Genomic DNA, 26,440 nt, shown 5'->3' with positions numbered 1-26,440 from the left:
ATGAAAGTTATCGAAGCTCCTGTTGCCACGCCTGATGCTAACATCGCCATCGTAATTGCGCGTTTTAACAACTTCATTAATGACAGCCTGCTGGACGGTGCGGTTGATGCGCTGAAGCGTATTGGCCAGGTGAAAGACGAAAACATCACCATCGTCTGGGTACCGGGCGCTTATGAACTGCCGCTGGCGGCGCGGGCATTGGCAAATTCCGGTAAACATGACGCGATCGTCGCGCTGGGCACCGTGATCCGTGGGGGCACGGCGCACTTCGAATATGTGGCCGGTGAAGCCAGCTCAGGTATCGCTAATGTGGCGATGACCAGCGAAATCCCGGTTACCTTCGGCGTGCTGACCACCGAAAACATCGAGCAGGCGATTGAACGCGCCGGCACGAAAGCGGGTAATAAAGGTGCCGAAGCGGCCCTGACTGCACTCGAAATGATTAACGTATTGAAAGCCATCAAAGCCTGATTTTTGTAAGGGGAATTTTGTGAAACCTGCTGCTCGTCGTCGCGCCCGTGAGTGCGCTGTCCAGGCGCTTTACTCCTGGCAGTTGTCTAACAACGACATTGCCGATGTGGAATACCAGTTTCTGGCGGAACAAGACGTCAAAGACGTCGATATTAGCTACTTCCGCGAACTGCTGGGCGGTGTGGCGACCAACAGCGCATACCTGGATGGTTTGATGAAACCTTACCTGTCGCGCCAGCTGGAAGAGCTGGGCCAGGTTGAGAAAGCCATCCTGCGTATTTCGCTGTATGAGCTGAGCAAGCGTGCTGATGTGCCGTACAAAGTGGCCATCAACGAAGGTATCGAGCTGGCAAAAGTATTCGGCGCGGAAGACAGCCATAAATTTGTCAACGGCGTGCTGGATAAAGCCGCTCCACAGATCAGACCCAACAGAAAATAATGCAAGAGGCCGGATTCCCGGCCTTTTTTCATTGAGACCTGACTTATGTCCTGTGGTGAATTCGAACTGATCGCACGTTATTTTAACCGCGTCACCAGCTCCCGCCGCGATGTGGAGAAGGGCATTGGTGATGACTGCGCGTTACTGAACGTGCCAGAAAAACAGACGCTGGCCATCAGCACCGACACGCTGGTGGAAGGCGTGCATTTCCTGCGTGATATCCATCCTGCCGATTTGGGCTACAAAGCTGTCGCGGTCAATCTGAGCGATCTGGCGGCAATGGGAGCCGATCCGGCATGGCTGACGCTGGCACTGACGCTGCCGCAAGTCAACGAAAGCTGGCTGGCGGCGTTCAGCGATAGCCTGTTCGAGCTGCTTGATTACTACGATATGCAGCTGATCGGCGGTGATACCACCCGTGGCCCGTTAAGCATGACGCTGGGTATTCACGGCCTGGTGCCGACAGGGCGGGCGCTGAAACGCTCCGGTGCGAAGCCAGGTGACTGGATTTTTGTCACCGGTACGCTGGGAGATAGCGCAGCCGGTCTGGCGCTGTTGCAGCATCGCTACCGTCTGTCTGATCCGGCGGTGCATGAAACCCTGATTAAGCGCCATCTGCGCCCAATGCCGCGTGTACTACAGGGGCAGGCACTGCGTAATCTGGCGACCTCGGCCATTGATGTGTCAGACGGATTGCTTTCCGATCTTGGCCATATCCTGCAAGCCAGCCGCGTTGGTGCACGACTCAATCTGGATGCATTGCCGCTCTCAGCGGTGCTGCGTGACCATTTCGAGTTGCCGCAGGTGCAGCGCTGGGCGCTCACTGGCGGTGAAGACTACGAACTGTGCTTTACCGTGCCGGAAGTGAATCGTGGCGCGCTGGATGTGGCGCTGGGCCATCTCGGTGTTCCCTATACCTGCATTGGTCAGATAGCGCCGGAAGCGGATGGACTCACGTTGCTGGAACATGGCAAACCGGTCAGCTTCAATTACAAAGGATTTGATCACTTTGACGTTAAATAAAGATGTGGCGAAAGGTCGCCTGCGGATGTCCAATCCGTGGCATCTGCTGGCGACCGGATTTGGCAGTGGCCTCAGCCCGGTCGTGCCGGGCACCATGGGATCGCTGGCGGCGATCCCTTTCTGGTGGCTGATGACCTTTTTACCGCTCCAGATTTATTCCCTGGTGGTGCTGATCGGCATCAGCGTGGGGGTGTATTTGTGTCATCGAACTGCCAAAGATATGGGTGTTCACGACCATGGCAGCATCGTCTGGGACGAGTTTATCGGCATGTGGATCACGCTGATGGCGATACCGATGATGAGCTGGCAGTGGGTGCTGGCGGGCTTTGTCATTTTCCGCATTCTGGATATGTGGAAGCCCTGGCCGATCCGCTGGTTCGATCAGAATGTGCATGGCGGCATGGGGATTATGGTCGATGACATTATCGCCGGGGTCATTTCCGCGGCGATTTTGTACGGGTTAGGGCATGCGATGGCTTAAGCTATTCGAACCCCACCACCGGGTGCGGTTGATAAACCGTCTCCAGTTCGGCGATATCGGTTGAACTTAGTTCCACATCCACCGCTTTCACCAGCTCATCAAACTGCTCGGCGCGTGAAGCACCGATAATCGGCGCAGTCACTGCTGGTTTATGTAACAGCCACGCCAGCGCAACCTGAGCACGCGTCACGCCTTTATCGGCGGCGATGGTGGCAAGACGTTCCGCGATGGCGGCATCATTCTCTTCGGTGTTGCTGTAGAGTTTTGCCATCACATTATCCGAAACGGAACGTGCGGTGGTTTCTCCCCATGGGCGTGTCAGTTTGCCGCGCGCCAGCGGGCTCCACGGCAGTACCGCAATCCCTTCACGCAGGCACAGTGGATGCATTTCATTCTCTTCCTCACGCTGAATCAGGTTGTATTGATCCTGCATGCTAACAAAACGCGTCCAGCCTTCACGCGCCTGCAACTGGAGCGCCTGCTCAAATTGCGACGCATGCATTGATGATGCGCCGATATAACGCGCTTTACCTGCTTTAACCACGTCATGCAGCGCCTCCAGCGTTTCTTCAATCGGCGTGTCGTAATCCCAGCGGTGAATCTGCAGCAGATCGACATACTCCATGCCGAGGCGTGCCAGGCTGTCATCAATCGATTGCAGGATATTTTTGCGTGATAAGCCCTGCGACAGATTACTCAGCGGAAAATAAACCTTAGTGGCGACAACGATATCTTCGCGGCGGGCAAAATCTTTCAACGCCCGTCCGACAATCTCTTCACTGCTGCCATCGGAATAGGAATTGGCGGTATCGAAAAAATTAATTCCGGCGTCGAGTGCCTGTTTAATCAGGGGGCGGCCACTTTCCTCCGGCAGCGTCCAGGCGTGATTACCACGCATCGGATCGCCAAAGGTCATGCAGCCTAAACACAGGCGTGAAACCTGTAAGTCGGTGTTGCCTAAGGGGATGGTTTTCATGAAGGCTCCTGCTGCGATGCTTAAGGGAAATCAATCCCTAAGCATAGCAGCAGGTCCGCTCATCGGTCGATGAGCGGGTAGGGGACTATTGTGCCAGCCAGGCGGTGATTTGCTGCTGAATACCGGCGGCATCCAGCTGATAATCATGACGCACTTCTTCCTGGGTACCCTGCGGGATGAACTCATCGGGCAGGCCGAGGTTCAGTACCGGGATGCCGAGGCGTTTCGCCATGACAAACTCGTTTACGCCGCTGCCCGCGCCGCCCATGATCGCCCCTTCTTCCAGGGTGATCAGCGCGTCGTGGCTGCCCGCCAATTCAGCGATCAACGCTTCATCCAGCGGTTTAACAAAACGCATATCGACCAGGGTGGCATTCAATGCTTCTGCCGCCGCTGCCGCTTCGGGTAGCAGTGTGCCGAAGTTGAGAATAGCCAGTTTCTCGCCCTGGCGCTTCACCACGCCTTTGCCCAGCGGCAGGCTTGCCAGCGGGTCCAGCGTTGCTCCGGTGCCGGTGCCACGCGGATAACGCACTGCACTCGGACCCTCCTGATAATGGTAACCGGTGTACAACATCAGGCGACATTCGTTCTCGTCGCTGGGTGTCATGATCACCATTCCCGGAATGCAACGCAGATACGCCAGATCAAACGCACCCTGGTGGGTTTGTCCATCCGCGCCGACAATACCGCCGCGATCGATGGCAAACAGCACCGGCAGCTTCTGGATCGCCACATCGTGGATCACCTGATCGTAAGCACGTTGCAGGAAGGTGGAGTAAATCGCCACGATCGGTTTGTAGCCGCCGATAGCCATACCCGCAGCGAAGGTCACCGCGTGCTGTTCCGCAATCGCGACGTCGAAGTATTGCTGTGGATAGTCGCGGGAAAAACCGACCATGCCGGAGCCTTCACGCATCGCCGGGGTGATCGCCATCAGACGGGGGTCATCCGCAGCTATCTCGCACAGCCAGCTGCCGAATACTTTTGAATAGCTCGGTAAACCGCCCGCGCTTTTCGGCAAGGAACCGCTGGCCGGATCGAATTTGGGGACCGCATGCCAGGTGATCGGATCTTCTTCCGCCGGGGCGTAGCCTTTGCCTTTTTTGGTCATGATGTGCAGGAACTGCGGGCCTTTCAGGTCACGCATGTTCTTCAGCGTACTGACCAGCGCCAGTACATCGTGACCGTCTACCGGGCCGATGTAGTTAAAACCGAGTTCTTCAAACAGCGTCCCCGGCACCACCATACCTTTCAGATGTTCTTCGGTACGTTTGACCAGTTCTTTAATCGGCGGCAGGTTGTCGAGCACCCGTTTGCCACCTTCGCGCAGGCGGGAATAGGTTTTACCGGAAAGAATTTGCGCCAGACGGTTGTTGAGCGCCCCCACGTTTTCAGAGATCGACATCTCGTTATCGTTGAGGACCACCAGCATATCCGGCTTAATGTCGCCCGCGTGGTTCATGGCCTCAAACGCCATGCCTGCGGTGATCGCACCATCGCCAATGATGGCGGCGGTGCGGCGGCCTTTGCCTTCACGTTCGGCAGCGGCAGCCATACCCAGAGCGGCGCTGATGGAGGTGGATGAGTGACCGACGCTCAGTACGTCATATTCGCTCTCTTCGCGCCACGGGAAGGGATGCAGGCCATTTTTCTGCCGAATGGTGCCGATGCGATCGCGGCGTCCGGTCAGAATTTTATGCGGATAAGCCTGATGGCCGACGTCCCACACCAGATGGTCAAACGGGGTGTTGTAAACATAATGCAGCGCCACTGTTAGCTCGACGACGCCCAGACCCGAAGCGAAGTGACCACTGGAGCGGCTGACGCTGTCCAGCAGATACTGACGCAGCTCGTCACACAAAGCCGGAAGCTTCTCTTTTGGCAGTAAACGTAATTCCTGTACCGTGCCTGCCAGCGCCAGTGTCGGGTATTTTGCAATATCAAAACTCATCAGAGACTCATTATGAAAGTTATTTATCGCGTTCAATTATGAAGCTAGCCAGCGCTTGTAATGCTGTGGTGTTGAATGATTGCGCGGCCAGAATATCCAGCGCGCCCAGCGCCTCCTGATAGAGGTCCCAGGCTTTTTGACGGGCATTATCCAGCCCCATCAGCGCCGGATAGGTGCTCTTGCCGAGTGCCTCGTCGGCACCCTGGGTTTTACCCAGTACGGCGGTATCGCCAACCACATCCAGAATGTCATCCTGGACCTGAAACGCCAGCCCGATGGCATTAGCATACACGTCCAGCACCGGAAGGGCAGCGCGGCCTTGCACACCTGCCGTCAGCGCGCCAAGGCGCACTGCGGCGCGAATCAGTGCGCCGGTTTTATGGCGGTGGATCTGCTCCAGCTTCGCCAGGTCAATGTTTTTCCCTTCAGCGGCAAGATCCAGCGCTTGTCCACCGCACATCCCTGCCACGCCACTGGCCTGCGCCAGTTCCGAGATCATGCTAATACGGGCTTCTGCACTGACGCCAGGCATAGGCTGGTCGGCCAGAATAGAAAACGCCAGAGTTTGCAGGGCATCGCCAGCGAGAATCGCCGTGTCTTCACCATATTTAATATGGCAGGTTGGCTGCCCACGGCGCAACGCATCGTCATCCATCGCGGGCAGATCGTCATGAATTAAAGAGTAAGCATGGATACATTCAACCGCCGCAGCGGGCGCGTCCAGGCTGGCCGGATCGGCCTTTAGCATCTCACCCGTGGCGTAGACCAGAAAAGGGCGCAGACGTTTACCGCCTAATAGTGCCCCATATTGCATGGCATTCACCAGAGGAGAACTCTGAAAAGGAAGTGGATCTAACAGGCGCGTCAGCGCAAGGTTCACCCGTTCGTGATAGGCGCTCAGCAGTTCAGGAAAATCCATCAGTTATCTTCCGGGGTAAAAGGGGCGAGCGCAGCGTCTTTATCATCGCTGAGCAGAATCTGCACGCGCTGCTCTGCTTGTTGCAGGGTTTGCTGACCACTACGTGCCAGCTGAACGCCGCGTTCAAATTCTTTCAGCGCCTCTTCCAGCGGCAGCTCACCACTCTCCAGGCGGCTGACGATCTGTTCCAGCTGCTGTATTGCGCTTTCAAAACTGGCGGGCGCTTCGGCTTTTTTCGGCATAATCAGTGTCGACTCACAGGTTGGGACATCATCTTGCAGTCGGTCATGGTAGCCGACGAGGATTAATTAGCAAAATAATGAATGTGACTGCGGTTGCAGAAGAAGTCACCTGACAAAGGTGATATACTCTCGCGCCTCGGATGCGGGTGCTCCTGCTTAACCCGCAATTATATGATTTTAACAGCTAAGTGCCGATGCTTTTAGCACTTATTTGCCCAAACGAACCTGTGTCGCCATGAAGTTTATCATCAAGCTCTTCCCCGAAATCACCATCAAGAGTCAGTCGGTGCGACTGCGCTTTATCAAGATTCTGACCGGGAACATTCGTAACATTCTTCGTACCCTGGATGATGACGTCGCGGTTGTGCGTCACTGGGACCATATTGTGGTACGGGCGAAGAATGAGTCGCTGCGCGAAACGGTGATTGCCGAGCTGACGCGCATTCCTGGCATTCATCATGTGCTGGCGGTGGAAGATCATGAATACACCGACATGCATAACATCTTCGAACAGACGCTGGCGTTATATCGTGACCGTCTCGAAGGCAAAAGCTTCTGTGTGCGTGTGAAGCGCCGTGGCAAACACGACTTTAGCTCGCAGGATGTGGAGCGTTATGTCGGTGGTGGTCTGAACCAGCATATCGAAAGCGCGCGCGTGCAGCTGAATCACCCGGATGAAACGGTCAATCTGGAGATTGAAAATGATCGCCTGTTGCTGATCACCGGTCGTTATGAGGGGCTGGGCGGCTTCCCGATTGGTACCCAGGAAGATGTGCTGTCGCTAATTTCCGGTGGTTTTGACTCCGGCGTCTCCAGCTATATGCTGATGCGTCGTGGCTGCCGCGTGCATTATTGCTTCTTCAACCTCGGCGGCGCAGCGCATGAAATTGGCGTACGTCAGGTGGCGCATTATCTGTGGCAGCGTTTTGGTCGTTCGCATCGCGTGCGTTTTGTCGCCATCAATTTTGAACCGGTGGTGGGCGAGATTCTGGAGAAGGTCGATGACGGCCAGATGGGCGTGGTGCTGAAGCGTATGATGGTGCGTGCCGCGTCAATGGTTGCTGAACGCTACGGCGTGCAGGCGCTGGTCACCGGCGAGGCGCTAGGCCAGGTATCGAGCCAGACGCTAACCAACCTGCGTTTGATCGACAACGCATCGGACACACTGATTCTGCGTCCGCTGATTTCGCACGACAAAGAGCACATCATCAAACTGGCGCGTGAAATTGGCACCGAAGATTTTGCCCGTACCATGCCGGAATATTGTGGCGTGATTTCGAAAAGCCCGACGGTGAAAGCGGTGAAAGCGAAGATCGAAGCGGAAGAACAGCATTTCGATTTCGCCATTCTCGATCGCGTGGTGGCCGAAGCGAGCAAGCATCGATATCCGGGACATTATCGAACAAACCAATGAAGAAGTGGCGGAAGTGGAAACGGTGGCGTCAATGTCGAATAACGATATGGTGCTGGATATCCGCCCGCTGGATGAACAGGAAAGCCAGCCGCTGACACTGGACAAGAGTGGAAGTGAAGGCGTTGCCGTTCTACAAACTCAGCACCCAGTTCGGCGAACTGGACCAGAGCAAATCCTATCTGCTGTACTGCGATCGGGGCGTGATGAGCCGTTTACAGGCGCTGTATCTGCGTGAACAGGGATTTACCAACGTCAAAGTTTACCGGCCGTAAGGGACCCGGGCGGGCGGGGCGGTACGCGCAATGCCGCCGTCGCCCCTCAGTACCGCATCGCCGCTAGCCGCCGGCAAACCTCTGTAGTCATTGTGGCGCGTCTATAATTCCTTCCAGATTCAAAGGGTTGTTGACGCACACGCACCATTTTAATCCCGATAGTTGTCGACACCCGACGGCAACACCAATTGCGCCGCCACCTCTGCCGCCTTGTCCTTACCCAGCAGAATATCAATGATCTTAAGCGAAAAATCCATTGCGGTTCCCGGTCCCTGGCTGGTCAAGAGATTGCTTTCCTTGATATAGACCCAGCGCTGGTCGCGCCAGGCTTGCGGCGGGATACAATCTTTTAATGCCGGAAAGCCGGTCATGGCGACGGAGGGGAACACCTGGTGGTGCTGTAACACCAGAGCGGGCGCCGCGCAGATTGCCGCCACCAGCTTGCCTTGATGTTTAAACCGACGAACGGCCGCCACCAGTTGGGGATCGTCTCGGAAGCCTTCGGCGCCTTTCGCGCCCCCGGGCAATACAATGACATCAAACAACCGGTCGCGCACTGTCGAAAAAGGCGTATCGGCCAGCAGACGTACTCCGCGTGAACAGCGGACCTCAAGCCCATCGCCGTTATTCACGGCGGCGGTTGTTACCTCAATACCGCCGCGCACCAGCAGATCGATAATGGTGACGGCTTCGGTCTCTTCACTCCCATGTCGCCAGACATACCAGAACCGATGCGTTCGTGCTCATATTGGGACTCCTTGCGTTTAATCAGGTCATACATTCGGGTGTTCTCCGGCAACGCGATGCCCTGCGCCCGTGCACGGCGCAGCAGGTAGCCGGTGATGTAATCAATTTCGGTCTGACGTTGCGCACGTACATCCTGCAGCATCGATGAAACGTTAGCGGCGGTGGTGTCGATCACGTCATAGATGATGTCGCGCAAATTATCGACGGCAATATGATGGCCTTCGCGCTCCATCACCCAAGCGATTTCTTCGCACAATGTTGCGATCTGTTCGGGATAAGCGCGCAGCGCGCCATTCTGGCAATCGTGTTCCACTGTCATGGGATTGATTACGCAGTTTACCGCCAGCTTGCGCCAGCAGGCAGCGGCGATGTGGTTATGCCAGGCGACATCCGGCAGGGCCTGATGGAGGATATCGGCAATATCGCTTAGCGCCTCACTCTCGCGGCTGGTCGGGCCGATATGAGTAATGCCCTGCGCCACATGTTTGATCACCGTGCCATCGCGCATCGCCGCATGGGTGGTAATGCCGCGCAGCAGCGGCTGCGGGATATCTTTTAGCTCATCCAGCGTGCCCATGCCGTTGTGCAGCAGCAGAATCGGCGCATGGGCGGGCAGTACGCTTTGCAGGTTCTTCACCGCCGGTGAGACCTGGGGTGCCTTCAACGTCACCAGCAATAGCTGGCTCTCCGCCAGAAACAGCGGGTCATTGGCGATAAAAGTGTGGTTGCTGACCTGTCCTTCAGGATCGATCACATTGACCGAACAATAGGGTTGAGGCACCCGCAACCAGCCCTGAACATCATGTCCCTGGCGTGCGAGTGCGGCGAGCCAAATCTGACCCAGGGCGCCGCAACCCAACACGGTAATTTTCATATTGCCTCCCGCTGGCGGGTTATTGTTTTTACACTCACCATCAATTATAGCTTTCGGTGTAGCGTGTTTTATTCGCGTGACAAGACGCGTATTATGCATGTCACTTTAGCGTCAGGAGAAGACAAGATGCCATCTTTCGATATCGTTTCCGAAGTCGAATTGCAGGAAGTCCGTAATGCGGTGGAAAATGCCAGCCGTGAACTGTCTACCCGTTTTGATTTCCGTAACGTCAGCGCCAGCATTGAGCTGAACGAAAAGAATGAGACCATCAAAATCACCACGGAGTCTGATTTTCAGGTCAAACAGCTGGTGGATATTTTAAGAGAAAAACTGCTGAAGCGCGGGATTGAAGGGGCAGCGATTGACGTCCCGGAAGAGATCGAGCACAGCGGCAAAAGCTGGAGCGTCGAAGCCAAGCTGAAAAAAGGCATCGAAAGCGACGTGGCGAAGAAACTGGTTAAGCTGATTAAAGACAGCAAACTCAAAGTGCAGACCCAGATTCAGGGTGATGAACTGCGCGTGACCGGTAAGTCGCGTGACGATCTGCAAGGCGCTATGGCACTGGTGCGCGGCGGCAACCTCGGCCAGCCTTTCCAGTTCAAAAACTTCCGCGATTAATCGCGTTTGTCGCGTGCAGCACGACGATACAGCGTGCTGCGCGCGACACCTAACGCCTCGGCGGTTTTGCTGATATTGCCGTTAAAGCGTTGCAACGTTGCGGCGATCAGCCGTTCATCATGACTTTGCCTGTCCTCAGCCACCGGGGCCGCCCTGCGGTATTCGGCTGGCAAATGCACTTCACTGACTTCTTCCCCTTCATCTGCCAGCGCCAGTAACACGCGCAGCAGGCTGCGTAGCTGACGCACATTGCCCGGCCAGGGAAGCTGTGCCAGGGAAGCCAGCAACGCGGGTGCCAGCTGGATGTCGCGTTCTCCGCCCCCCAGCTCAAGCCACAGGCGGTGAATGAACCCGGTGAGATCCGGCCATTCACGCAACGGCGGGATGGTCATCGAGAATTCCTGCAGGCGATAAAGTAAATCTTCCCGGAACTCACCTTCAGCAACGCGTTGCGCCAGATCGCGGTGGGTGGCACAAATCACCGCAAAGTTTACCGGCCAGCTGCGGCTGGAGCCCAGCGGTGCTACCTCTTTTTCCTGCAATACCCGCAGCAAACGGGTTTGCAGTGCCAGCGGCATATCGCCAATTTCATCGAGGAACAGCACGCCCCCATCGGCTTCACGGATCTTACCGATGTAGCCATTTTTACCTGCACCGGTGAAGGCACCCGGCTGATAGCCAAACAATTCGGACTCAATCAGCGATTCGGGGATGGCGGCACAGTTAATGGCGACAAATTTACCCTCACGCCAGCGGCTCTGCTGATGCAATGCCCGGCTGACATACTCTTTGCCGCTGCCGGTTTCACCGTGAATACACAATGAAACCCCGGCATTTAGCAGACGCACCATTTTTTCGCCGTCACGACGTAGCGAGAAGGGCAGGTCGCTGTGCGGATCGGCCGGGGTAGCAAAATGGGTGCGATGCGGTGCGCGCAGACGGAAGAACCAGGCTTGCGCGCCATAATGCAGTGGCAGCGGGATGGTGTTGGCAGCCTGCTCCTGCTGCGGGAACAGTTGCTGGAAAGTCAGACAACCGAGCTGCTCAGCGCTGAGTGCCAGTTCCCGCATTGCCAGGCGATTAGCTGCCATCAATACATTATCGGAAAACACCAGCAGCAGCTCGTCGCTGGTATCAATGCCCTGCGGTTCGCGATGCAGGCTCATCAGCCACTGCTGTGGATGCAGACTCTGCTTCACCCACAGATACTCAATTTGTTTCGCGGCAGCTTTTACCCAACTAAAGGTTTGCGGGTGAGGGAAGTGGGCCGGGCCGGAGATATCCAGCACGCCCGCAATCTGACCATTGGGCATCTGCAGCGGCATGGCGGCGCAGTACAGCCCCTGATTGCGCGTCAGGAAATGCTGATGACCATCGATTTCGCAGCCGTCATCAATCGCCAGCGCGGTACCGATGGCATTGGTGCCGCGTCCGCATTCGCTCCATAAATTGCCGGGTGCCAGCGCATAACGTTGTGCTTTTTCCATCGACTGCATATCGCCAAAGGTATGTAGCACCATGCCACTGGCATCGGAGAGAATCACAACCGATTGCAGTTCTGCCATCTTTTGCGCCAGCTGTTTGATCACTGGCTGGGCAAACTGCTGTAACCCAAGATTATTCGCCAGAAGGTCTGCCAGTTCGCCCTGGCGTACACGGGGAAAATCATCAGCGGTGCGATCAAGACCGTAAAGCTGGCTGCGGAACCAGGAATCGCTCAGAAGCGGAGTGGAATCTACGGCTGGTGCAATCGCGACGGATGAATTTCCCTGCATTGGTAACCTCATGCCTTAGCAAAGTGTTGCGACATTGTAGCTATTTGGTTTTTTTGGTGTTGCGATATGCAACACAGATGGCGATTTTTACCGCACTATCCCATGCGCTCGTCAGGGGTAATCCATTTATAACCGACTGATTAACATTATCATTTTTTAGATTATCGCCAACTAAAAAAAACTGGCACGTCTGGTGCAATAACCCATCCGGCAGCGGGCTGTTCAACCTGTGACCCTCAGGTTGCCGCTGCCAGCTCCAGAACATCTGACCCTACATTAAGGAGTTTGCGATGCGTTATGCACATCCCGGCACGCCCGGCGCTTTGGTTTCTTTTAAAGCGACTTACGGCAACTACATTGCGGGCAAATTCATAGAGCCGCGGAGCGGCCAATATTTCACCAACACCTCGCCAGTTGATGGCAGCGATATTGCGCAGTTCCCCCGTTCGGACGCGCGTGATATCGACTTAGCACTGGACGCTGCTCATCAGGCCGCCGACGCCTGGGGAAAAACCAGTGCCCAGCACCGTGCTAACCTGCTGTTACAGGTGGCCGACCGGATTGAAGCCAATCTGGAAATGCTGGCCGTTGCCGAAAGTTGGGATAACGGTAAGCCCATCCGTGAAACCCTGAATGCGGATCTGCCGCTGGCAGCTGACCACTTCCGCTACTTCGCGGGTTGCCTGCGGGCGCAGGAAGGCAGCACGGCAGAGATTGATGAACATACCGTTGCCTATCATTTCCACGAGCCATTGGGTGTGGTCGGGCAAATTATCCCGTGGAATTTCCCACTGCTGATGGCAGCGTGGAAACTGGCTCCGGCGCTGGCGGCGGGTAACTGCGTGGTGTTGAAACCGGCTGAGCAGACCCCGCTGGGTATTACGCTGCTGCTGGAGTTAATTGGCGATTTGTTCCCGGCGGGTGTGCTTAACGTGGTGCAGGGCTTTGGCCGCGAAGCCGGTGAAGCGCTGGCGACCAGTAAACGCATCGCCAAAATCGCCTTTACCGGCTCGACACCGGTGGGCCGTCATATCATGGCCTGTGCTGCGGAGAACATTATTCCCTGTACCGTGGAGCTGGGCGGTAAGTCACCCAACATCTATTTTGCCGATGTGATGGACGGTGAACCGGAATTTATCGAGAAAGCAGTGGAAGGACTGGTGCTGGGTTTCTTCAACCAGGGCGAAGTCTGTACTTGCCCGTCACGCGCCCTGATCCATGAGTCGATCTACGCTCCCTTTATGGAGCGCGTGATGGCGAAGATCGCCACAATTCGCCGCGGCGATCCGCTGGATACCGAAACTATGATCGGTGCCCAGGCTTCCCGTCAGCAGTTCGATAAGATTCTCTCCTATATTGATATAGCGCGTCAGGAAGGCGGCCAGATCCTCACCGGCGGTGAACGCGCCAGCATTGCACCTGCGTTTGATAACGGCTTCTACATTCAGCCGACGTTGATCAAAGGTGACAACCAGATGCGTTGCTTCCAGGAGGAGATCTTTGGGCCGGTGATCGGTGTCACCACCTTTAAAGATGAAGCCGAAGCGCTGGAGATTGCTAACCAGACGCAATTTGGCCTCGGTGCAGGCGTCTGGACACGAAACACTAATCTGGCTTATCGCATGGGGCGTAGTATTAAAGCCGGTCGCGTCTGGACCAACTGCTACCACATCTACCCGGCACACGCTGCTTTCGGCGGTTACAAGCAATCCGGGGTGGGACGCGAAACCCATAAGATGGCGCTCAACGCCTATCAGCAAACCAAAAACCTGCTTGTTAGCTACGACATCGCACCACTGGGCCTCTTTTAGGCCCACATCAGACCCTTTTGGAGAGTGAATTGATGACTATGAAGATCAAAAGCACGATGAAAGCGGCAGTTGTGAAATCATTCGGTGAACCATTGGTGATTGAAGACGTGCCGGTACCGTCCGTTGGACCGGGCCAGGTGCTGGTGAAAATCGCCGCCACCGGGGTTTGCCATACCGACCTGCATGCTGCCGAAGGTGACTGGCCGATCAAACCGAATCCGCCGTTTATTCCTGGCCATGAAGGCGTTGGTCAAATCGTGGCGATAGGTGAGGGCGTGAAACATCTGAAAATGGGCGATCGTGTCGGTGTGCCCTGGCTCTACTCGGCTTGCGGCCATTGCGAATACTGTCTTGATAGCTGGGAGACGCTGTGCCTGTCGCAGCAAAACGCGGGCTACTCGGTTAATGGCAGCTTTGCTGAATATTGCCTCGCGGATGCAAACTACGTTGGTATCCTGCCTGATAACATCGAATTCAATGAAATCGCGCCGATTTTATGTGCCGGTGTGACGGTGTACAAAGGGCTGAAAATGACCGATACCAAGCCGGGTGACTGGGTGGTGATTTCCGGTATTGGCGGGCTGGGGCATATGGCGGTTCAGTACGCGGTAGCCATGGGGCTGAATGTTGCCGCTGTCGATATTGATGACGAGAAGCTGGCGTTTGCGAAACGCCTCGGTGCCAGCGTGGTCGCCAATGCGAAAAATGTCGATCCGGCCAAAGTGTTCCATGAAAGCTTTGGCGGTGCGCATGGTGTGCTGGTGACGGCGGTGTCACCTAAAGCGTTTGAACAGGCGCTGGGGACCATGCGTCGCGGCGGTACCATGGTGCTGAATGGTCTGCCACCGGGCAAGTTTGATCTGTCGATCTTTGATATGGTGCTGGACGGCATTACGGTGCGCGGCTCGATCGTTGGTACCCGTAAAGATTTGCAGGAAGCGCTCGATTTTGCGGGTCGCCACAAGGTGAAAGCCAATGTCGCCGTGGAGCCGCTGGTCAACATCAACGACATCTTTGCGCGTATGCATGCGGGTAAAATCGAAGGGCGTATCGTGGTAGATATGTCGCTGTAAACAACAAGCCCGACGCAAAGGTCGGGCTTGGTTTTAACTGCTGGCGAGCAGCGCTTCCAGTTCGACGCGGCTCGTCACCTTGCTGTCTATCTTGATATAAGCACTTTTCTCTTCCGGCACGATAAACACCGAGGCAACGCCCGGCTGTGCTTTCAGACGTTTTTCCAGGTTCGGCACCGCCAGCACCGCATCGCTCAGCACCAGACGCAAGCTGCTGACGTAGGGCGGTTCCTGCATTGACATACTGACAAATAACCAGATGGCTGCCACCACCGCGCCGACCAGAAACACCGTTTGTGCGTCAAAATGACCAAATACCCAACCGCCCATGCTGCCGCCAATCGCCACCCCAAGGAACTGGCTGGTGGAGTAGATACCCATCGCGGTGCCTTTGTAACCCGGCGGCGATTCTTTGCTGATCAATGACGGCAGAATCGCTTCCATCAGGTTAAAGGCGAGGAAGAACAGTTGCACGCCAATCACCAGCGTCCAGAAGTGATTGCCTGCACCCCATAGCACGATTTCAGCGATGACAATTAAGGCGACGCAACTGACGAAGACGCGTTTCATGCGGCGTTTCGCTTCGGCATAAATGATGAACGGAATCACGCTGACGAAGGAGATCAGCATGGTCACCAGATAAACCTTCCAGTGCTCAGAGGCTGGCAGGCCAGCCTGCTCAAACTGACCCGGCAAGGCTACAAAGCTCGACATCAGCAGGATATGCAGACACAGAATGCCGATATTGAGTTTCACCAACCTGGTGTTGGTCAATACCGCACGAATGCTGCCTTTCACCATCCCGGATTCACGGTTCAGCACATGATGCGGCGCATTGGGTACCACCAGCAAAGTAATGACAATGCCAAGGCTGGCAAGAATGGCAATCATCCAGAACAGTGCGTGCAGACCCAGTGCATGGGTCACAATCGGGCCAATCACCATGGCGATGGCAAAGGTGACGCCAAAGCTGATGCCGATAAAGGCCATCGCTTTGGTGCGGTTCTGTTCGCGGGTGAGGTCAGACAGCAGGGCCATCACCGCAGCCGCGATGGCACCCGAACCTTGCAACGCACGGCCAAGAATGACACCCCAGATGGATGTGGTCGTAGCAGCAATCACGCTACCCAGCACAAACAGCAGCAGGCCGCCGACGATCAGTGGTTTACGACCGATACGGTCGGAGAGTAAGCCAAAAGGGATCTGAAAAACCGCCTGTGCCAGGCCATAAATACCAATTGCCAGACCAATCAACGTTTCACTGGCACCCTGTAACGCCATGCCATAAGTGGTGAGTACCGGCAGCACCATAAACATTCCCAGCATACGCAGGGAAAAAACCGTACCTAAGCCCCATGTAGCGCGCAGCTCTACTGGAGTCATTTTATTGTCGTTCATTCCAACCTCTGTAAGTTTGCTGCACTTATTTTAGGGAGCAGGGCAGGGCGGGTAAAACAATTGTTCTTAAGCAGTGGTAACAAAAAGAAAGGGCGCGAAATTCGCGCCCTTTCATGGTCTTGCGGAGCTAAATTACCAGACGTAAGTCAGCAGGTCTTTTGACGCCGGGGTCATAAAGTCCACCGACATCATCACGCTCAATGCGGTGACAGCAACAATTGAGAACACAAACAGTTTACGCGCCCAAACTTTGTCGTTTGAGGTTTTGTAACCTGAAAGCGCCATCCCAAGCCACCAGACACTCACTGCCGCAGCAACCACCAGATATTTGTAACCAGCGTAACCGCCCAGCGAAAGCATCAGGGTGGCAATCATAAACGCCAGGATATACAGCGTAATATGATTCTTCGCCACTGAAATGCCTTTCACTACCGGCAGAACCGGGATATTCGCTGCCTGGTAATCTTTAAAGCGGAAGATGGCAATCGCATAGGAATGCGGCATCTGCCACAGGCTAAAGATCGCCAGCAGAATCAGCGCGCCAGCATCAAACTCGTTGGTTACCGCGCAGTAGCCAATTACCGGCGGCATTGCGCCGGAAAGGCTACCAATCAGCGTACCGTAGACTGAATTACGCTTCATGTAGAGGCTGTAAATGCCGACGTATACCACGAAGCCCAGCACCGCCAGCCACATGGCCAGCGGGTTAGCTCCGAAATAAAGCAACGCAAAGCCAGCAATACCTAATGCGGTTGCATAAACCAGGCTTACTTTCGCCGAGATCAGGCCTTTCACCAGCACTCGATTCCGCGTTCTCTCCATCTTGATATCGATATCGCGGTCAATCACGTTGTTGAAAACACAACCTGATGCAACGACCAGCGATACACCAACCAGTGAGATGAGGAACAGGGTGTAATCAATGCTGCCTTTGGAGGCCAGCAGGAATCCACCGATCACAGAAATTAAATTGCCGAAAATAATTCCTGGTTTTGTTACTTGCAGGTATTGCTTAATCATCATGAGCGACTCTTAGTGGACCATCATGTTGTAGTTGAGGTTCCACATAATCCACAGTGAGCCTACGACGACAATCAGGATAATAACTGCCGCAAAGACAATGGCCACCATGTTCCAGCCACCCTCAGATTTGCTGTCCAGATGCAGGAAGTAAACCAGATGCACCAGCACCTGAACCACCGCACACACCAGAACCACACCCAGAATGGTGCCGTGAGAAGCGCTGCCATCCATCACCATCCAGAACGGGATTGCCGTCAGGATGATCGACAGGATGAAGCCAATCATGTAGGACTTCACGCTACCGTGAGATGCACCATGGTCAGTTACAGAATGACTCATTACATGGCCCCCATCAGATAAACAATGGTGAATACGCAGATCCACACCACATCGAGGAAGTGCCAGAACAGGCTCAGACACATGATACGAGTGCGGTTAGTCGCCGACAGGCCACGTTTGGAGATCTGGAACATCAGAACAGCCATCCAGATCAGACCAGAGGTGACGTGCAGACCGTGCGTACCAACCAGGGTAAAGAATGCCGACAGGAAGCCGCTACGGTCTGGACCGAAGCCTTCCATGATCAGGTGATGGAATTCATAGATTTCCATCCCGATAAATCCGGCACCGAACAGGAAGGTCAACGCCAGCCAGCTGATGACCGCGCCCTTGTTCTGGTTGTTCATCGCGATAACTGCCATACCGTAGGTAATGGAGCTCAGCAGCAGCAGCGCGGTTTCTACCAGTACAAACGGCAGTTCGAAGATATCTTTACCTGCCGGGCCACCGGCAGTGTTGTTGACCATGACTGCATAAGTCGCAAACAGGGTTGCGAAGATGATGCAGTCACTCATCAGGTAGATCCAGAAACCAAAGACTTTATTGGCTCCTGCATCGTGATGCCCATGCTCCGCATGGGCGTCGTGGTGGTGTGTCGTCACAGTTTGAGTTGACATTATTTCAGACCTGCTTTGCTGATTTCGTCAAAGTGCTTCTTCTCGATCTGCTCGATTTCCGCAACCGGTACGTAGTAATCCACGTCTTCATCGAAACTCTTCACAATCCAGGAGATGATCATGCCCAGGAAGGCAACAACCACCAGCCACCAGATGTGCCAGATAGCCGCGAAACCGAAGATCGTACCGAAGGCAGCGATAACAATGGCAGCACCACTGTTTTTCGGCATATGAATTTCTTCATATTTAGCCGGCTGCTGATACGCTTCGCCTTTCTCTTTCATTTCCCAGAAAGCATCGCGCTCGTGAACGTGCGGGATTACAGCAAAGTTGTAGAACGGCGGCGGTGAAGAGGTTGCCCACTCCAGCGTACGACCACCCCACGGGTCACCGGTCAGGTCACGGTTCTGGTCGCGGTCACGCACAGAAACGTAAAACATGATCAGCTGGCACAGGATGCCACAGGCAATCAGCGCAGCACCGCAAGCGGCAACTACCAGCAGTGAGTGGAACTGCGGATCGATGTCCTGGCTGATACGACGGGTCATACCCATGAAGCCCAGCGCGTACAGCGGCATAAACGCAACGAAGAAGCCGATGATCCAGAACCAGAAGGCGCGTTTGCCCCAGGTCTCGTTCAGGGTGAAGCCGAAGGCTTTCGGGAACCAGTAGGTCACGCCAGCCATACAACCGAACACCACACCACCGATGATGACGTTGTGGAAGTGCGCAATCAGGAACAGGCTGTTGTGCAGGACGAAGTCCGCACCCGGTACCGCCAGCAGAACACCTGTCATACCACCGATAGAGAAGGTGACCAGGAAGCCGATAGTCCACAGCATTGCTGAGTGGAACTCGACACGACCCTGATACATGGTGAACAGCCAGTTAAAGATTTTCACGCCGGTCGGAATCGCGATGATCATCGTCATGATACCGAAGAAGGCGTTTACGTTCGCGCCCGCACCCATGGTGAAGAAGTGGTGCAGCCAAACGATGAACGACAGTACGGTAATCGCGATGGTCGCCCACACCAGAGAGGTGTAACCAAACAGACGCTTTTTCGAGAAGGTCGCAGTGACTTCAGCGAAGACACCAAATACCGGCAGAACGAGGATGTATACTTCCGGGTGACCCCAGACCCAAATCAGGTTGACGTACATCATCATGTTACCGCCCATTTCATTGGTGAAGAAATGGAAGCCGAGGTAACGGTCGAGGGTCAACAGTGCCAGCGTAACGGTCAGAACCGGGAACGCAGCGATGATCAGGACGTTAGTACACAGGGAAGCCCAGGTAAATACCGGCATTTTGAACAGGTCCATGCCCGGCGCACGCATCTTCAGAATGGTCACGAAGAAGTTGATACCGGTCAGCGTGGTCCCGATACCGGATAGCTGAAGACTCCAGATCCAGTAATCGACCCCGACCCCAGGACTGTACTCCGCACCCGAAAGCGGCGGATAGGCCAGCCAGCCAGTCTGCGCGAACTCGCCCACACCCAGCGACAGGTTAACCAGGATCACACCGATCGCAGTGAACCAGAAGCTCAGGTTGTTCAGGAACGGGAAGGCAACGTCACGTGCACCGATTTGCAGCGGTACCGCGATGTTCATCAGACCGACCACGAAAGGCATCGCCACGAAGAAGATCATGATCACGCCGTGGGCGGTGAAGATCTGGTCGTAGTGGTGTGGTGGGAGTATGCCTGCTTCCCCGGCGGAAGCCATAACCTGTTGGGTACGCATCATCACCGCATCGGCGAAGCCGCGCAGCAGCATGACAAACGCCATGATGATGTACATGACACCCAGTTTTTTATGGTCGATTGACGTCAGCCATTCAGACCAGAGATATTGCCATTTACCAAAGTAGGTGATGGCTGCAATGACAGCCAGACCACCTATGATGATACCGGCAACCGTGACCATGATAATCGGCTCATGGTACGGCACTGCATCCAGTGTTAATTTTCCGAACATCGTATTATTCCTCGGCTCCGGCGTGACTCATGTCCATGCCTGCAGGCATGTCCATCTTCCCGTGGCTCATCTTGAACTTATCAATAACTTGCTTGAACAGTTCTGGATTGGCTGTTGAGAAATATTCCACCGGGTGATTTTCGCTTGGCGCAGCCAGTTTCTCGAAATCATCCATGGTGGTCAGCGTGTCAGGTGCCGCTTTAACTTTGGCGACCCACTGCTGGAATTCCGCGTCGTCTTTGGTAGCAATGGCTTTGAACTTCATACCAGAGAAACCGCGACCACTGAAGTTAGCAGAGATACCGTCGAAAATTCCCGGCTCGTTGGCGATCAGGTGCAGTTTGGTCTGCATGCCCGCCATCGCGTAGATCTGGCTACCCAGCGTAGGAATAAAGAAGGAGTTCATGACGGAGTTGGAAGTAATTTTGAAGCTGACTGGCGTGTTTGCCGGGAAGGCAATTTGGTTAACGGTTGCAATACCCTGTTCCGGGTAGATAAACAGCCATTTCCAGTCCAGCGCCACGACATCGATCTCAACCGGTTTCACGTCAGAAGCCAGCGGTTTGCTCGGCTCCAGCGCGTGGGTTGATTTCCAGGTCAGAACGCCGAGGAAGAGAATGATCAGGATTGGAATGGTCCAGACCACGGCTTCCACTTTGTTAGAGTGTGACCAGTTGGGGCTATACTTCGCTTCGGTATTGGTCGCCCGATATTTCCAGGCAAAAAATACCGCCATAAAGACTGCGGGGATAACGACGATCAACATCAAGCCGAAAGCTGTCAGAATCAACGAACGTTGCTCCAGTGCAATCTGTCCTTTGGGATTTAACAACGCACTATCGCAGCCGCTGAGTAATACAGCGCCTGCAATTAATGACAAAATCCCCAAACTTTTATTGTATTTCCTGAGTCTCATTTAACGACCTCAATGACAAAGGGCTCTATTGTCGTTTAAGTGTGCGCGCATTTTACGGGAAGGTTTATACAGTGTAAACCAGCTTAAGGATGTGTCAGGAGCCTGTTGACACCTTTTGCTAAGGGTGTCACAGATGTTGCGCAGGGTGACAAATTATTAAAAGAGACAAGCAGTTGGCGTCAATATAACAAAAACAAATGATAGTAACCGCAGTAAAAACAGGGAAAGCATAAACCGTACTTTTAATACCCATTTATTTAACAATTTTGCATCATTTATGCGATAAGAAAGCTACAAAATAATTGCTCACCGGTTTTTAATATTTTCTGAGATTGTTAATATAATGTTTCTTTTTGTCGTTGCGAAAAAATGCTATCTACTAAAATTAGTCGCAGATATTTTTTCGTCAATTATTTCGCCAACCACAATATAGTGATTAAGACTGATGCTGTTTTATCCGCGGGTGTTTTCGCAGCGCCAGGTAATCCAGTGTCACCCCAAATGCCACGGCGATTAAGGCCAGGGCCATTCCTGCCTCAAACAGATGTGTGACCAAATTCCCGCTCTGCCAGATTCCTGCGGCGCCGAGCGCCAGCGCCAGCAACCACAGAGCCAGCAATGCACATCCGAGGCTGAACAGGCGTACGGTCCAGCGATACCCCTGCGGGCAATAGCTACGGGTGATAAATTCGCCGCTTTCCTGGATCGCCTGAAGCGTGTTACGGCATACCCAGAGCAGCAGCAGGCCCGGTACGCCTGCGAAGACCGTAAAGGCGTAAAACGTTGACCAGCCCCAGAGTTCAACCAGCCAGCCAGCCGCAGGGCCGACATATACCCTGCCAACGGCAGAAAGTGCCGAGAGCAGGGCGAACTGGGTGGCGGAAAAGGATTTATTGCAGAGCGTCATCAGCAGCGCGACAAAGGCTGCCGTGCCCATCCCACCGCACAGGTTCTCGATAAATACCGCGCTGGCCATACTCCACAAATGCGGTGGAGTGACCGCCAGCAACCAGTAAGCAAAGTTGGAGACCGCCTGTAACACGCCAAAGATCATCAGCGCGCGGAACAGGCTCAGGCGTTGCATTAACATGCCGCCATACAGCGCACCCACGATGGTAGCCAGTAAGCCAAGGGTTTTATTGACCAGCCCGACATCGCCTGCATTAAAACCGACGCCCCGGATCAGGAACGTGGTGGTGAGTGAGGCTGCGAACGCATCGCCCAGCTTATAAAGGATGATTAGCGTGATGAGCAACCAGGCATTGTTGCGCAGGAAGAAGTCTTTCAGTGGCAGCGAAACCGCCTGGCGCAGGCTGTGCGGCTCATTGGCCGGGACCGCCGGCTCTTTCGCCAGCAATGTGGCGATCAGGCCAGGCACCATCAGTCCGGCCATCAACCAGTAAGTGGCCTGCCAGCCCAGGTAGCGATCGGCCAGCCAAAGCGCGAGGCCGCCGGAAATCAGCATCGCCAGGCGATAACCTAATACGGTAATTGCCGCGCCGCTGCCGCGCTCTTCGGGCGGCAGTATGTCGGTTTTCCACGCATCAAACACAATATCCTGTGAGGCGGAGCAGAAGGCGACCAGCACTGCAAGGGTCGCCAGCAGCGTTAAATCGCGTGAGGGCTGCATATAGCCCATCGCGATAATGCCACCGATGAGCGCCAGTTGCGTAACCAGCAACCAGCCACGGCGACGGCCAAGAAAAGGTGGGGTGTAACGGTCCATCATCGGTGACCACAGGAACTTGAACACATAGGCCTGGCCGACAAGGGAGAAAAAACCAATGGTTTTCAGATCAACGTTCTCAACGGTCATCCATGCCTGCAATGTCCCTGCAGTTAACGCCAGTGGCAGTCCGGAAGCGAAACCCAGCAGCAGTAAAACGGCGGCGTTACGTTGGGTAAAAATGCGCAGATAGTGAGAAGTCATAGCCAACCTGAAGTGAAGCCCGGCCAGAGGAGGCCGGGCGAAGAACGGCGAGATTAACGGGCGTTCTGTTTGATGAAGTTATGTACGCTGGTATCCTGCGCCATATCAGCAATCACGTCGCCAAGCGTGGAGTTAACCGCGTTGGTGATCTTGTCGTTGGTCGCAGTGAATGCGCCTTCTACGCTGTAGGTCTGGCGGTAGTTTTTAATCTGTTTGTTACCATTTTTCGCGGTAGCAATAATAGAAATGTCCGCTTTAGTGGTAATGCTGTAACGCACGTTGCCCTGTGTCACATCGGCATACAGACCATTAACCACAATTTGCAGATCAACCGCGCCATTCGGGCCAACCATATAGCCACGTGCGGTCATCTGTTTCTCCAGCACTTCCTGCAGCAGGAAACGCAGGTCACGGGATGGTGTGAGGGTGACCAGCTGGCCGTCGCGGTTTACTTTTGCCAGTGCCTGATCGCTACGTTGATCGGCGCCATTGATGCTGACGGTCACGCCCATCAGGCTTGGATCCTGCTGTGGCAGCTGAATTTTTGGTTCGATATTCAGCGTCGTATTATTGCTGGCGCAGCCGGCCAAAATAAATGCAGCCAGCAGAGGGAATAACAGTTTTTTCAACATACTCATTCTCGTTAGCGGGTATATAGGTTGGTTTGCAAAACTGCGGCCATCATAGCATTGCATGACAGCGAAAAAAGCCCTCCGCCAGTGGAAATTGATTGTAAAGGCTTTTTTCAGATTGACTGAGATAAACCCCCGTTGACCTGCGTGGCAGGCAGGTTAAGATGCGCAGCGCACATTATTTTTTCCAGCTTCCCTGCGGAAATGGTTAAAAACCTACTAATATTTAAACAGATGAGGCACAGCGCTCGCCGTAGAGGAGTGTTAACAATGATTCGCGAAGAAATAGAAGAAAAGCTGCGTAAGGCATTCGACCCTGCACACCTCGAAGTGCATGATGAAAGCTACCGTCATAACGTGCCTGCTGGTTCTGAAAGTCACTTTAAGGTGGTGATCGTCAGTGACTGCTTTACCGGCCAGCGTTTTTTAGCCCGCCATCGCTCCATTTACAGTGAGCTAACGGCTGAGTTTGCAGGAGGCGTACATGCGCTGGCACTGCATACTTACACACAAAAAGAGTGGGATGGCTTACAGGACACGGTGCTGGCTTCCCCTAATTGTCGTGGTGCTGGTACGCTCGCCTGATTTTTCTTACTTAATCTATATAAAACGGCCTGCGGGCCGTTTTCTCTTCCTTATTTGCTCCTAAACGCGATCTGCGGCGCAAAAAAGCAGCAAAACCGTTTAAAAGTGGTGACTTTGCAGCCTCGACTCGCCCCGGTGATGCCGCTATAATGCGGCGTCTATTTTTCCGGAATGTCTTCGGGAGCTTCTGACAACAGGGAACAGGTTCTGTCAGCAGATGCCCTCCCGTTAGTTGGATACGGCGCATTTCATATGTGTGGTGTCTGAAGTTGACCGAGCACGTGATTTTTTGAGGTAGCAAGATGACAGTTTCAGTAGAAACCACTCAGGGTCTGGGCCGTCGCATTACGATTACTGTTGCAGCTGACAGCATCGAAAGCGCAGTGAAGAAAGAACTGGTGGATGTGGCGAAGAAAGTCCGTATCGATGGTTTCCGTAAAGGCAAAGTGCCGATGCAGATCGTAGCTCAGCGCTACGGTGCATCTGTTCGCCAGGACGTGCTGGGCGATCTGATGCAGCGCAACTTTGTTGACGCCATCATTAAAGAAAAAATTAATCCGGCTGGTGCACCGAACTACGTTCCAGGTGAATACAAGCTGGGTGAAGACTTCACCTTTACGGTTGAATTCGAAGTCTATCCGGAAGTTGAGCTGAAAGGCCTCGACACCATCGAAGTTGAAAAGCCGGTTGTTGAAGTGACCGACGCTGACGTCGATACCATGCTGGAAACCCTGCGCAAGCAGCAGGCAACCTGGAAAGAGAGCGATGCAGCCGCTGGTGCTGAAGATCGCGCGACCATCGACTTCACCGGTTCTGTTGACGGCGAAGAGTTCGAAGGTGGTAAAGCCTCTGACTTCGTTCTGGCCATGGGCCAGGGCCGCATGATCCCGGGCTTTGAAGAAGGCGTTGTGGGTCACAAAGCCGGTGAAACCTTCACCATCGACGTGAAATTCCCGGAAGATTACCACGCGGAAAACCTGAAAGGTAAAGACGCGAAGTTCGAAATCGTACTGAAGAAAGTTGAAGTACGTGAACTGCCGGAACTGACCGAAGAATTCATCCAGCGTTTCGGCGTGGAAGATGGTTCAGTAGCAGGTCTGCGTACTGAAGTACGTAAGAACATGGAGCGCGAGCTGAAAGGCGCAATCCGTAACCGTCTGAAGTCTCAGGCGATCGACGGCCTGGTTAACGCCAATGCTATCGACGTGCCGGCTGCCCTGATCGACAGCGAGATCGATGTTCTGCGTCGCCAGGCGGCTCAGCGTTTCGGTGGCAACGAGAAGCAAGCGCTGGAACTGCCGCGCGAGCTGTTCGAAGAGCAGGCGAAACGCCGCGTTGTTGTGGGTCTGCTGCTGGGCGAAGTGATTCGCACCAACGAGCTGCAGGCTGATGAAACCCGCGTTAAAGCGCTGATCGAAGAGATGGCTTCTGCGTACGAAGATCCGCAGGAAGTAATCGAGTTCTACAGCAAGAACAACGAGCTGATGAACAACATGCGCAACGTAGCGCTGGAAGAACAAGCAGTAGAAGCGGTGCTGGAAAAAGCAAAAGTTACCGACAAAGCGACTAACTTCCAGGAACTGATGAACCAGACTGCTTCAGCCTGATTCGTTAGTTAACACGAAGTGCGAAGCCCGCGACCAAAAAGTCGCGGGCTTTTTATTTTTTTCGCTAAAGTCCCTGGATTTGTCTTCTATTTGATTAATTAATCGGCAAATTATTCGCTAAGCTCTTTTTCCGTGTTAGCGATTAGGGAAAAGGTTGTTATGCTTGAAATAACTGGGCAGCATCCCCAGATACAGGGAGAATGCATGAAGACAGTGAAACTGACTGATTAACCGTCCTGTTGGTGTCGGAGTGAGGAGGCAGCGCATGGTTTTCGTCGCACGCCTCACGTAAAATCGGTACAGAATGTTGCCAACGAAATTTATC

General features: G+C 54.3%; 22 protein-coding genes and 3 pseudogenes. 10 read left to right on the top strand and 15 right to left on the bottom strand.

The features are described 5' to 3' along the window. The 4 genes from ribE to pgpA are packed head-to-tail and all read left to right on the top strand — an operon-like array spanning position 1 to position 2,414. On the top strand, positions 1–471 hold the full coding sequence (gene ribE / locus PW844_RS23460; RefSeq protein ID WP_299457000.1) for a 6,7-dimethyl-8-ribityllumazine synthase: 471 nt from the start codon (positions 1–3) through the stop codon (positions 469–471). A gap of 19 nt (positions 472–490) precedes the next feature. Beyond that, positions 491–910 carry a transcription antitermination factor NusB gene (gene nusB / locus PW844_RS23455; protein ID WP_084873111.1) on the top strand — a complete coding sequence of 140 codons (420 nt, stop codon included), beginning with the start codon at positions 491–493 and terminating at the stop codon, positions 908–910. A 45-nt stretch (positions 911–955) separates the two neighbouring features. Further along, the gene (thiL, locus tag PW844_RS23450) at positions 956–1,933 is read left to right on the top strand and encodes a thiamine-phosphate kinase (RefSeq protein ID WP_299456998.1); all 978 of its coding nucleotides are present in this window, start codon (positions 956–958) and stop codon (positions 1,931–1,933) included. Next, positions 1,878–2,414: a phosphatidylglycerophosphatase A gene (pgpA, locus tag PW844_RS23445; RefSeq protein WP_299456996.1), complete on the top strand. Its 537-nt coding sequence runs from the start codon at positions 1,878–1,880 to the stop codon at positions 2,412–2,414. Before thiL ends, pgpA begins: the two co-directional genes overlap by 56 nt. A 1-nt stretch (position 2,415) precedes the next feature. Here the strand turns inward: pgpA and PW844_RS23440 are convergent, their stop codons facing one another. The 4 genes from PW844_RS23440 to xseB form a co-directional block, all read right to left on the bottom strand. Then, complete coding sequence (locus tag PW844_RS23440; RefSeq protein WP_299456994.1) at positions 2,416–3,390, bottom strand: aldo/keto reductase; 975 nt, start codon at positions 3,388–3,390, stop codon at positions 2,416–2,418. Between the two features lie 85 nt (positions 3,391–3,475). Continuing rightward, on the bottom strand, positions 3,476–5,341 hold the full coding sequence (dxs, locus tag PW844_RS23435; protein ID WP_299456992.1) for a 1-deoxy-D-xylulose-5-phosphate synthase: 1,866 nt from the start codon (positions 5,339–5,341) through the stop codon (positions 3,476–3,478). A gap of 19 nt (positions 5,342–5,360) precedes the next feature. Then, positions 5,361–6,260 carry a (2E,6E)-farnesyl diphosphate synthase gene (gene ispA / locus PW844_RS23430; RefSeq protein WP_299456990.1) on the bottom strand — a complete coding sequence of 300 codons (900 nt, stop codon included), beginning with the start codon at positions 6,258–6,260 and terminating at the stop codon, positions 5,361–5,363. After that, entirely contained in the window at positions 6,260–6,502 is a 243-nt protein-coding gene (gene xseB, locus PW844_RS23425; protein ID WP_084873123.1) for an exodeoxyribonuclease VII small subunit, read from the bottom strand. Before xseB ends, ispA begins: the two co-directional genes overlap by 1 nt. A 235-nt stretch (positions 6,503–6,737) precedes the next feature. Between xseB and thiI the strand changes: the two are divergent. After that, positions 6,738–8,188: pseudogene (gene thiI / locus PW844_RS23420) on the top strand (tRNA uracil 4-sulfurtransferase ThiI). Positions 8,189–8,337: 149 nt separating this feature from the next. On the opposite strand, the pseudogene yajL reads toward thiI, so the two are convergent. Both yajL and panE read right to left on the bottom strand, forming a co-directional pair. Further along, a pseudogene (gene yajL / locus PW844_RS23415) lies at positions 8,338–8,935 on the bottom strand (protein deglycase YajL). Further along, a pseudogene (panE, locus tag PW844_RS23410) lies at positions 8,901–9,809 on the bottom strand (2-dehydropantoate 2-reductase); the annotation flags it as partial. The pseudogenes yajL and panE, both read right to left, overlap by 35 nt. 126 nt (positions 9,810–9,935) lie before the next feature. Between panE and PW844_RS23405 the strand changes: the two are divergent. Further along, the gene (locus PW844_RS23405; RefSeq protein WP_084873131.1) at positions 9,936–10,427 is read left to right on the top strand and encodes a YajQ family cyclic di-GMP-binding protein; all 492 of its coding nucleotides are present in this window, start codon (positions 9,936–9,938) and stop codon (positions 10,425–10,427) included. On the opposite strand, the gene PW844_RS23400 is transcribed toward PW844_RS23405, so the two are convergent. Continuing rightward, entirely contained in the window at positions 10,424–12,202 is a 1,779-nt protein-coding gene (locus tag PW844_RS23400) for a sigma-54-dependent Fis family transcriptional regulator (protein ID WP_299456984.1), read from the bottom strand. The two genes, PW844_RS23405 and PW844_RS23400, sit on opposite strands and share 4 nt — an antisense overlap. A gap of 290 nt (positions 12,203–12,492) precedes the next feature. Between PW844_RS23400 and PW844_RS23395 the strand changes: the two genes are divergently transcribed. Further along, positions 12,493–14,013, top strand: a complete 1,521-nt coding sequence (locus tag PW844_RS23395; protein ID WP_299456982.1) for an aldehyde dehydrogenase family protein — start codon at positions 12,493–12,495, stop codon at positions 14,011–14,013. Between the two features lie 32 nt (positions 14,014–14,045). After that, positions 14,046–15,086, top strand: a complete 1,041-nt coding sequence (gene adhP, locus PW844_RS23390; RefSeq protein WP_299456980.1) for an alcohol dehydrogenase AdhP — start codon at positions 14,046–14,048, stop codon at positions 15,084–15,086. Positions 15,087–15,119: 33 nt separating this feature from the next. Here adhP and PW844_RS23385 read toward each other — a convergent pair whose 3' ends face one another. The 8 genes from PW844_RS23385 to PW844_RS23350 form a co-directional block, all read right to left on the bottom strand. Continuing rightward, a complete protein-coding gene (locus PW844_RS23385; RefSeq protein ID WP_299456978.1) occupies positions 15,120–16,484 on the bottom strand; it encodes an MFS transporter in 1,365 nt (454 codons plus the stop codon). A gap of 132 nt (positions 16,485–16,616) precedes the next feature. Further along, positions 16,617–17,504 (bottom strand): heme o synthase, encoded by an 888-nt coding sequence (cyoE, locus tag PW844_RS23380; protein WP_084878335.1) that lies wholly within the window; start codon positions 17,502–17,504, stop codon positions 16,617–16,619. 12 nt (positions 17,505–17,516) lie between these two features. After that, positions 17,517–17,846 carry a cytochrome o ubiquinol oxidase subunit IV gene (locus PW844_RS23375; protein WP_084873144.1) on the bottom strand — a complete coding sequence of 110 codons (330 nt, stop codon included), beginning with the start codon at positions 17,844–17,846 and terminating at the stop codon, positions 17,517–17,519. After that, positions 17,846–18,463 (bottom strand): cytochrome o ubiquinol oxidase subunit III, encoded by a 618-nt coding sequence (locus PW844_RS23370; protein WP_084873146.1) that lies wholly within the window; start codon positions 18,461–18,463, stop codon positions 17,846–17,848. The genes PW844_RS23375 and PW844_RS23370 overlap by 1 nt, the downstream gene beginning before the upstream one ends. Beyond that, positions 18,463–20,445 carry a cytochrome o ubiquinol oxidase subunit I gene (cyoB, locus tag PW844_RS23365; RefSeq protein WP_299456974.1) on the bottom strand — a complete coding sequence of 661 codons (1,983 nt, stop codon included), beginning with the start codon at positions 20,443–20,445 and terminating at the stop codon, positions 18,463–18,465. The genes PW844_RS23370 and cyoB overlap by 1 nt, the downstream gene beginning before the upstream one ends. Before the next feature lie 4 nt (positions 20,446–20,449). Then, entirely contained in the window at positions 20,450–21,361 is a 912-nt protein-coding gene (gene cyoA / locus PW844_RS23360; RefSeq protein ID WP_299456972.1) for a cytochrome o ubiquinol oxidase subunit II, read from the bottom strand. Positions 21,362–21,797: 436 nt separating this feature from the next. Then, positions 21,798–23,291, bottom strand: coding sequence for a muropeptide MFS transporter AmpG (gene ampG / locus PW844_RS23355; protein WP_299456970.1), 1,494 nt, complete (start codon positions 23,289–23,291; stop codon positions 21,798–21,800). Positions 23,292–23,344: 53 nt separating this feature from the next. Beyond that, positions 23,345–23,923, bottom strand: coding sequence for a lipoprotein (locus PW844_RS23350; protein WP_084873154.1), 579 nt, complete (start codon positions 23,921–23,923; stop codon positions 23,345–23,347). Between the two features lie 270 nt (positions 23,924–24,193). Here PW844_RS23350 and bolA point away from each other — a divergent pair, with 270 nt between their 5' ends. Next, complete coding sequence (gene bolA, locus PW844_RS23345) at positions 24,194–24,508, top strand: transcriptional regulator BolA (protein WP_084873155.1); 315 nt, start codon at positions 24,194–24,196, stop codon at positions 24,506–24,508. A gap of 302 nt (positions 24,509–24,810) precedes the next feature. After that, complete coding sequence (gene tig, locus PW844_RS23340) at positions 24,811–26,115, top strand: trigger factor (RefSeq protein ID WP_084873158.1); 1,305 nt, start codon at positions 24,811–24,813, stop codon at positions 26,113–26,115. Positions 26,116–26,440: the final 325 nt, after the last annotated feature.

The sequence above is a fragment of the Pantoea sp. genome, assembly GCF_028283705.1.
In the GTDB taxonomy this organism is placed as follows: Bacteria; Pseudomonadota; Gammaproteobacteria; order Enterobacterales; family Enterobacteriaceae; genus Pantoea.
This window is presented reverse-complemented; position numbering and strand designations above follow the sequence as displayed.

Coding starts and splice junctions, on each gene's coding strand:
- PW844_RS23400 (WP_299456984.1), bottom strand. CDS start 12,202: ATGCAGGGAAATTCATCCGTCGCGATTGCACCAGCCGTAGATTCCACT.
- ribE (WP_299457000.1), top strand. CDS start 1: ATGAAAGTTATCGAAGCTCCTGTTGCCACGCCTGATGCTAACATCGCC.
- PW844_RS23370 (WP_084873146.1), bottom strand. CDS start 18,463: ATGTCAACTCAAACTGTGACGACACACCACCACGACGCCCATGCGGAG.
- cyoB (WP_299456974.1), bottom strand. CDS start 20,445: ATGTTCGGAAAATTAACACTGGATGCAGTGCCGTACCATGAGCCGATT.
- ispA (WP_299456990.1), bottom strand. CDS start 6,260: ATGGATTTTCCTGAACTGCTGAGCGCCTATCACGAACGGGTGAACCTT.
- ampG (WP_299456970.1), bottom strand. CDS start 23,291: ATGACTTCTCACTATCTGCGCATTTTTACCCAACGTAACGCCGCCGTT.
- PW844_RS23375 (WP_084873144.1), bottom strand. CDS start 17,846: ATGAGTCATTCTGTAACTGACCATGGTGCATCTCACGGTAGCGTGAAG.
- PW844_RS23385 (WP_299456978.1), bottom strand. CDS start 16,484: ATGAACGACAATAAAATGACTCCAGTAGAGCTGCGCGCTACATGGGGC.
- PW844_RS23395 (WP_299456982.1), top strand. CDS start 12,493: ATGCGTTATGCACATCCCGGCACGCCCGGCGCTTTGGTTTCTTTTAAA.
- tig (WP_084873158.1), top strand. CDS start 24,811: ATGACAGTTTCAGTAGAAACCACTCAGGGTCTGGGCCGTCGCATTACG.
- cyoE (WP_084878335.1), bottom strand. CDS start 17,504: ATGATTAAGCAATACCTGCAAGTAACAAAACCAGGAATTATTTTCGGC.
- bolA (WP_084873155.1), top strand. CDS start 24,194: ATGATTCGCGAAGAAATAGAAGAAAAGCTGCGTAAGGCATTCGACCCT.
- adhP (WP_299456980.1), top strand. CDS start 14,046: ATGACTATGAAGATCAAAAGCACGATGAAAGCGGCAGTTGTGAAATCA.
- pgpA (WP_299456996.1), top strand. CDS start 1,878: ATGGCAAACCGGTCAGCTTCAATTACAAAGGATTTGATCACTTTGACG.
- thiL (WP_299456998.1), top strand. CDS start 956: ATGTCCTGTGGTGAATTCGAACTGATCGCACGTTATTTTAACCGCGTC.
- PW844_RS23405 (WP_084873131.1), top strand. CDS start 9,936: ATGCCATCTTTCGATATCGTTTCCGAAGTCGAATTGCAGGAAGTCCGT.
- PW844_RS23440 (WP_299456994.1), bottom strand. CDS start 3,390: ATGAAAACCATCCCCTTAGGCAACACCGACTTACAGGTTTCACGCCTG.
- xseB (WP_084873123.1), bottom strand. CDS start 6,502: ATGCCGAAAAAAGCCGAAGCGCCCGCCAGTTTTGAAAGCGCAATACAG.
- dxs (WP_299456992.1), bottom strand. CDS start 5,341: ATGAGTTTTGATATTGCAAAATACCCGACACTGGCGCTGGCAGGCACG.
- cyoA (WP_299456972.1), bottom strand. CDS start 21,361: ATGAGACTCAGGAAATACAATAAAAGTTTGGGGATTTTGTCATTAATT.
- PW844_RS23350 (WP_084873154.1), bottom strand. CDS start 23,923: ATGTTGAAAAAACTGTTATTCCCTCTGCTGGCTGCATTTATTTTGGCC.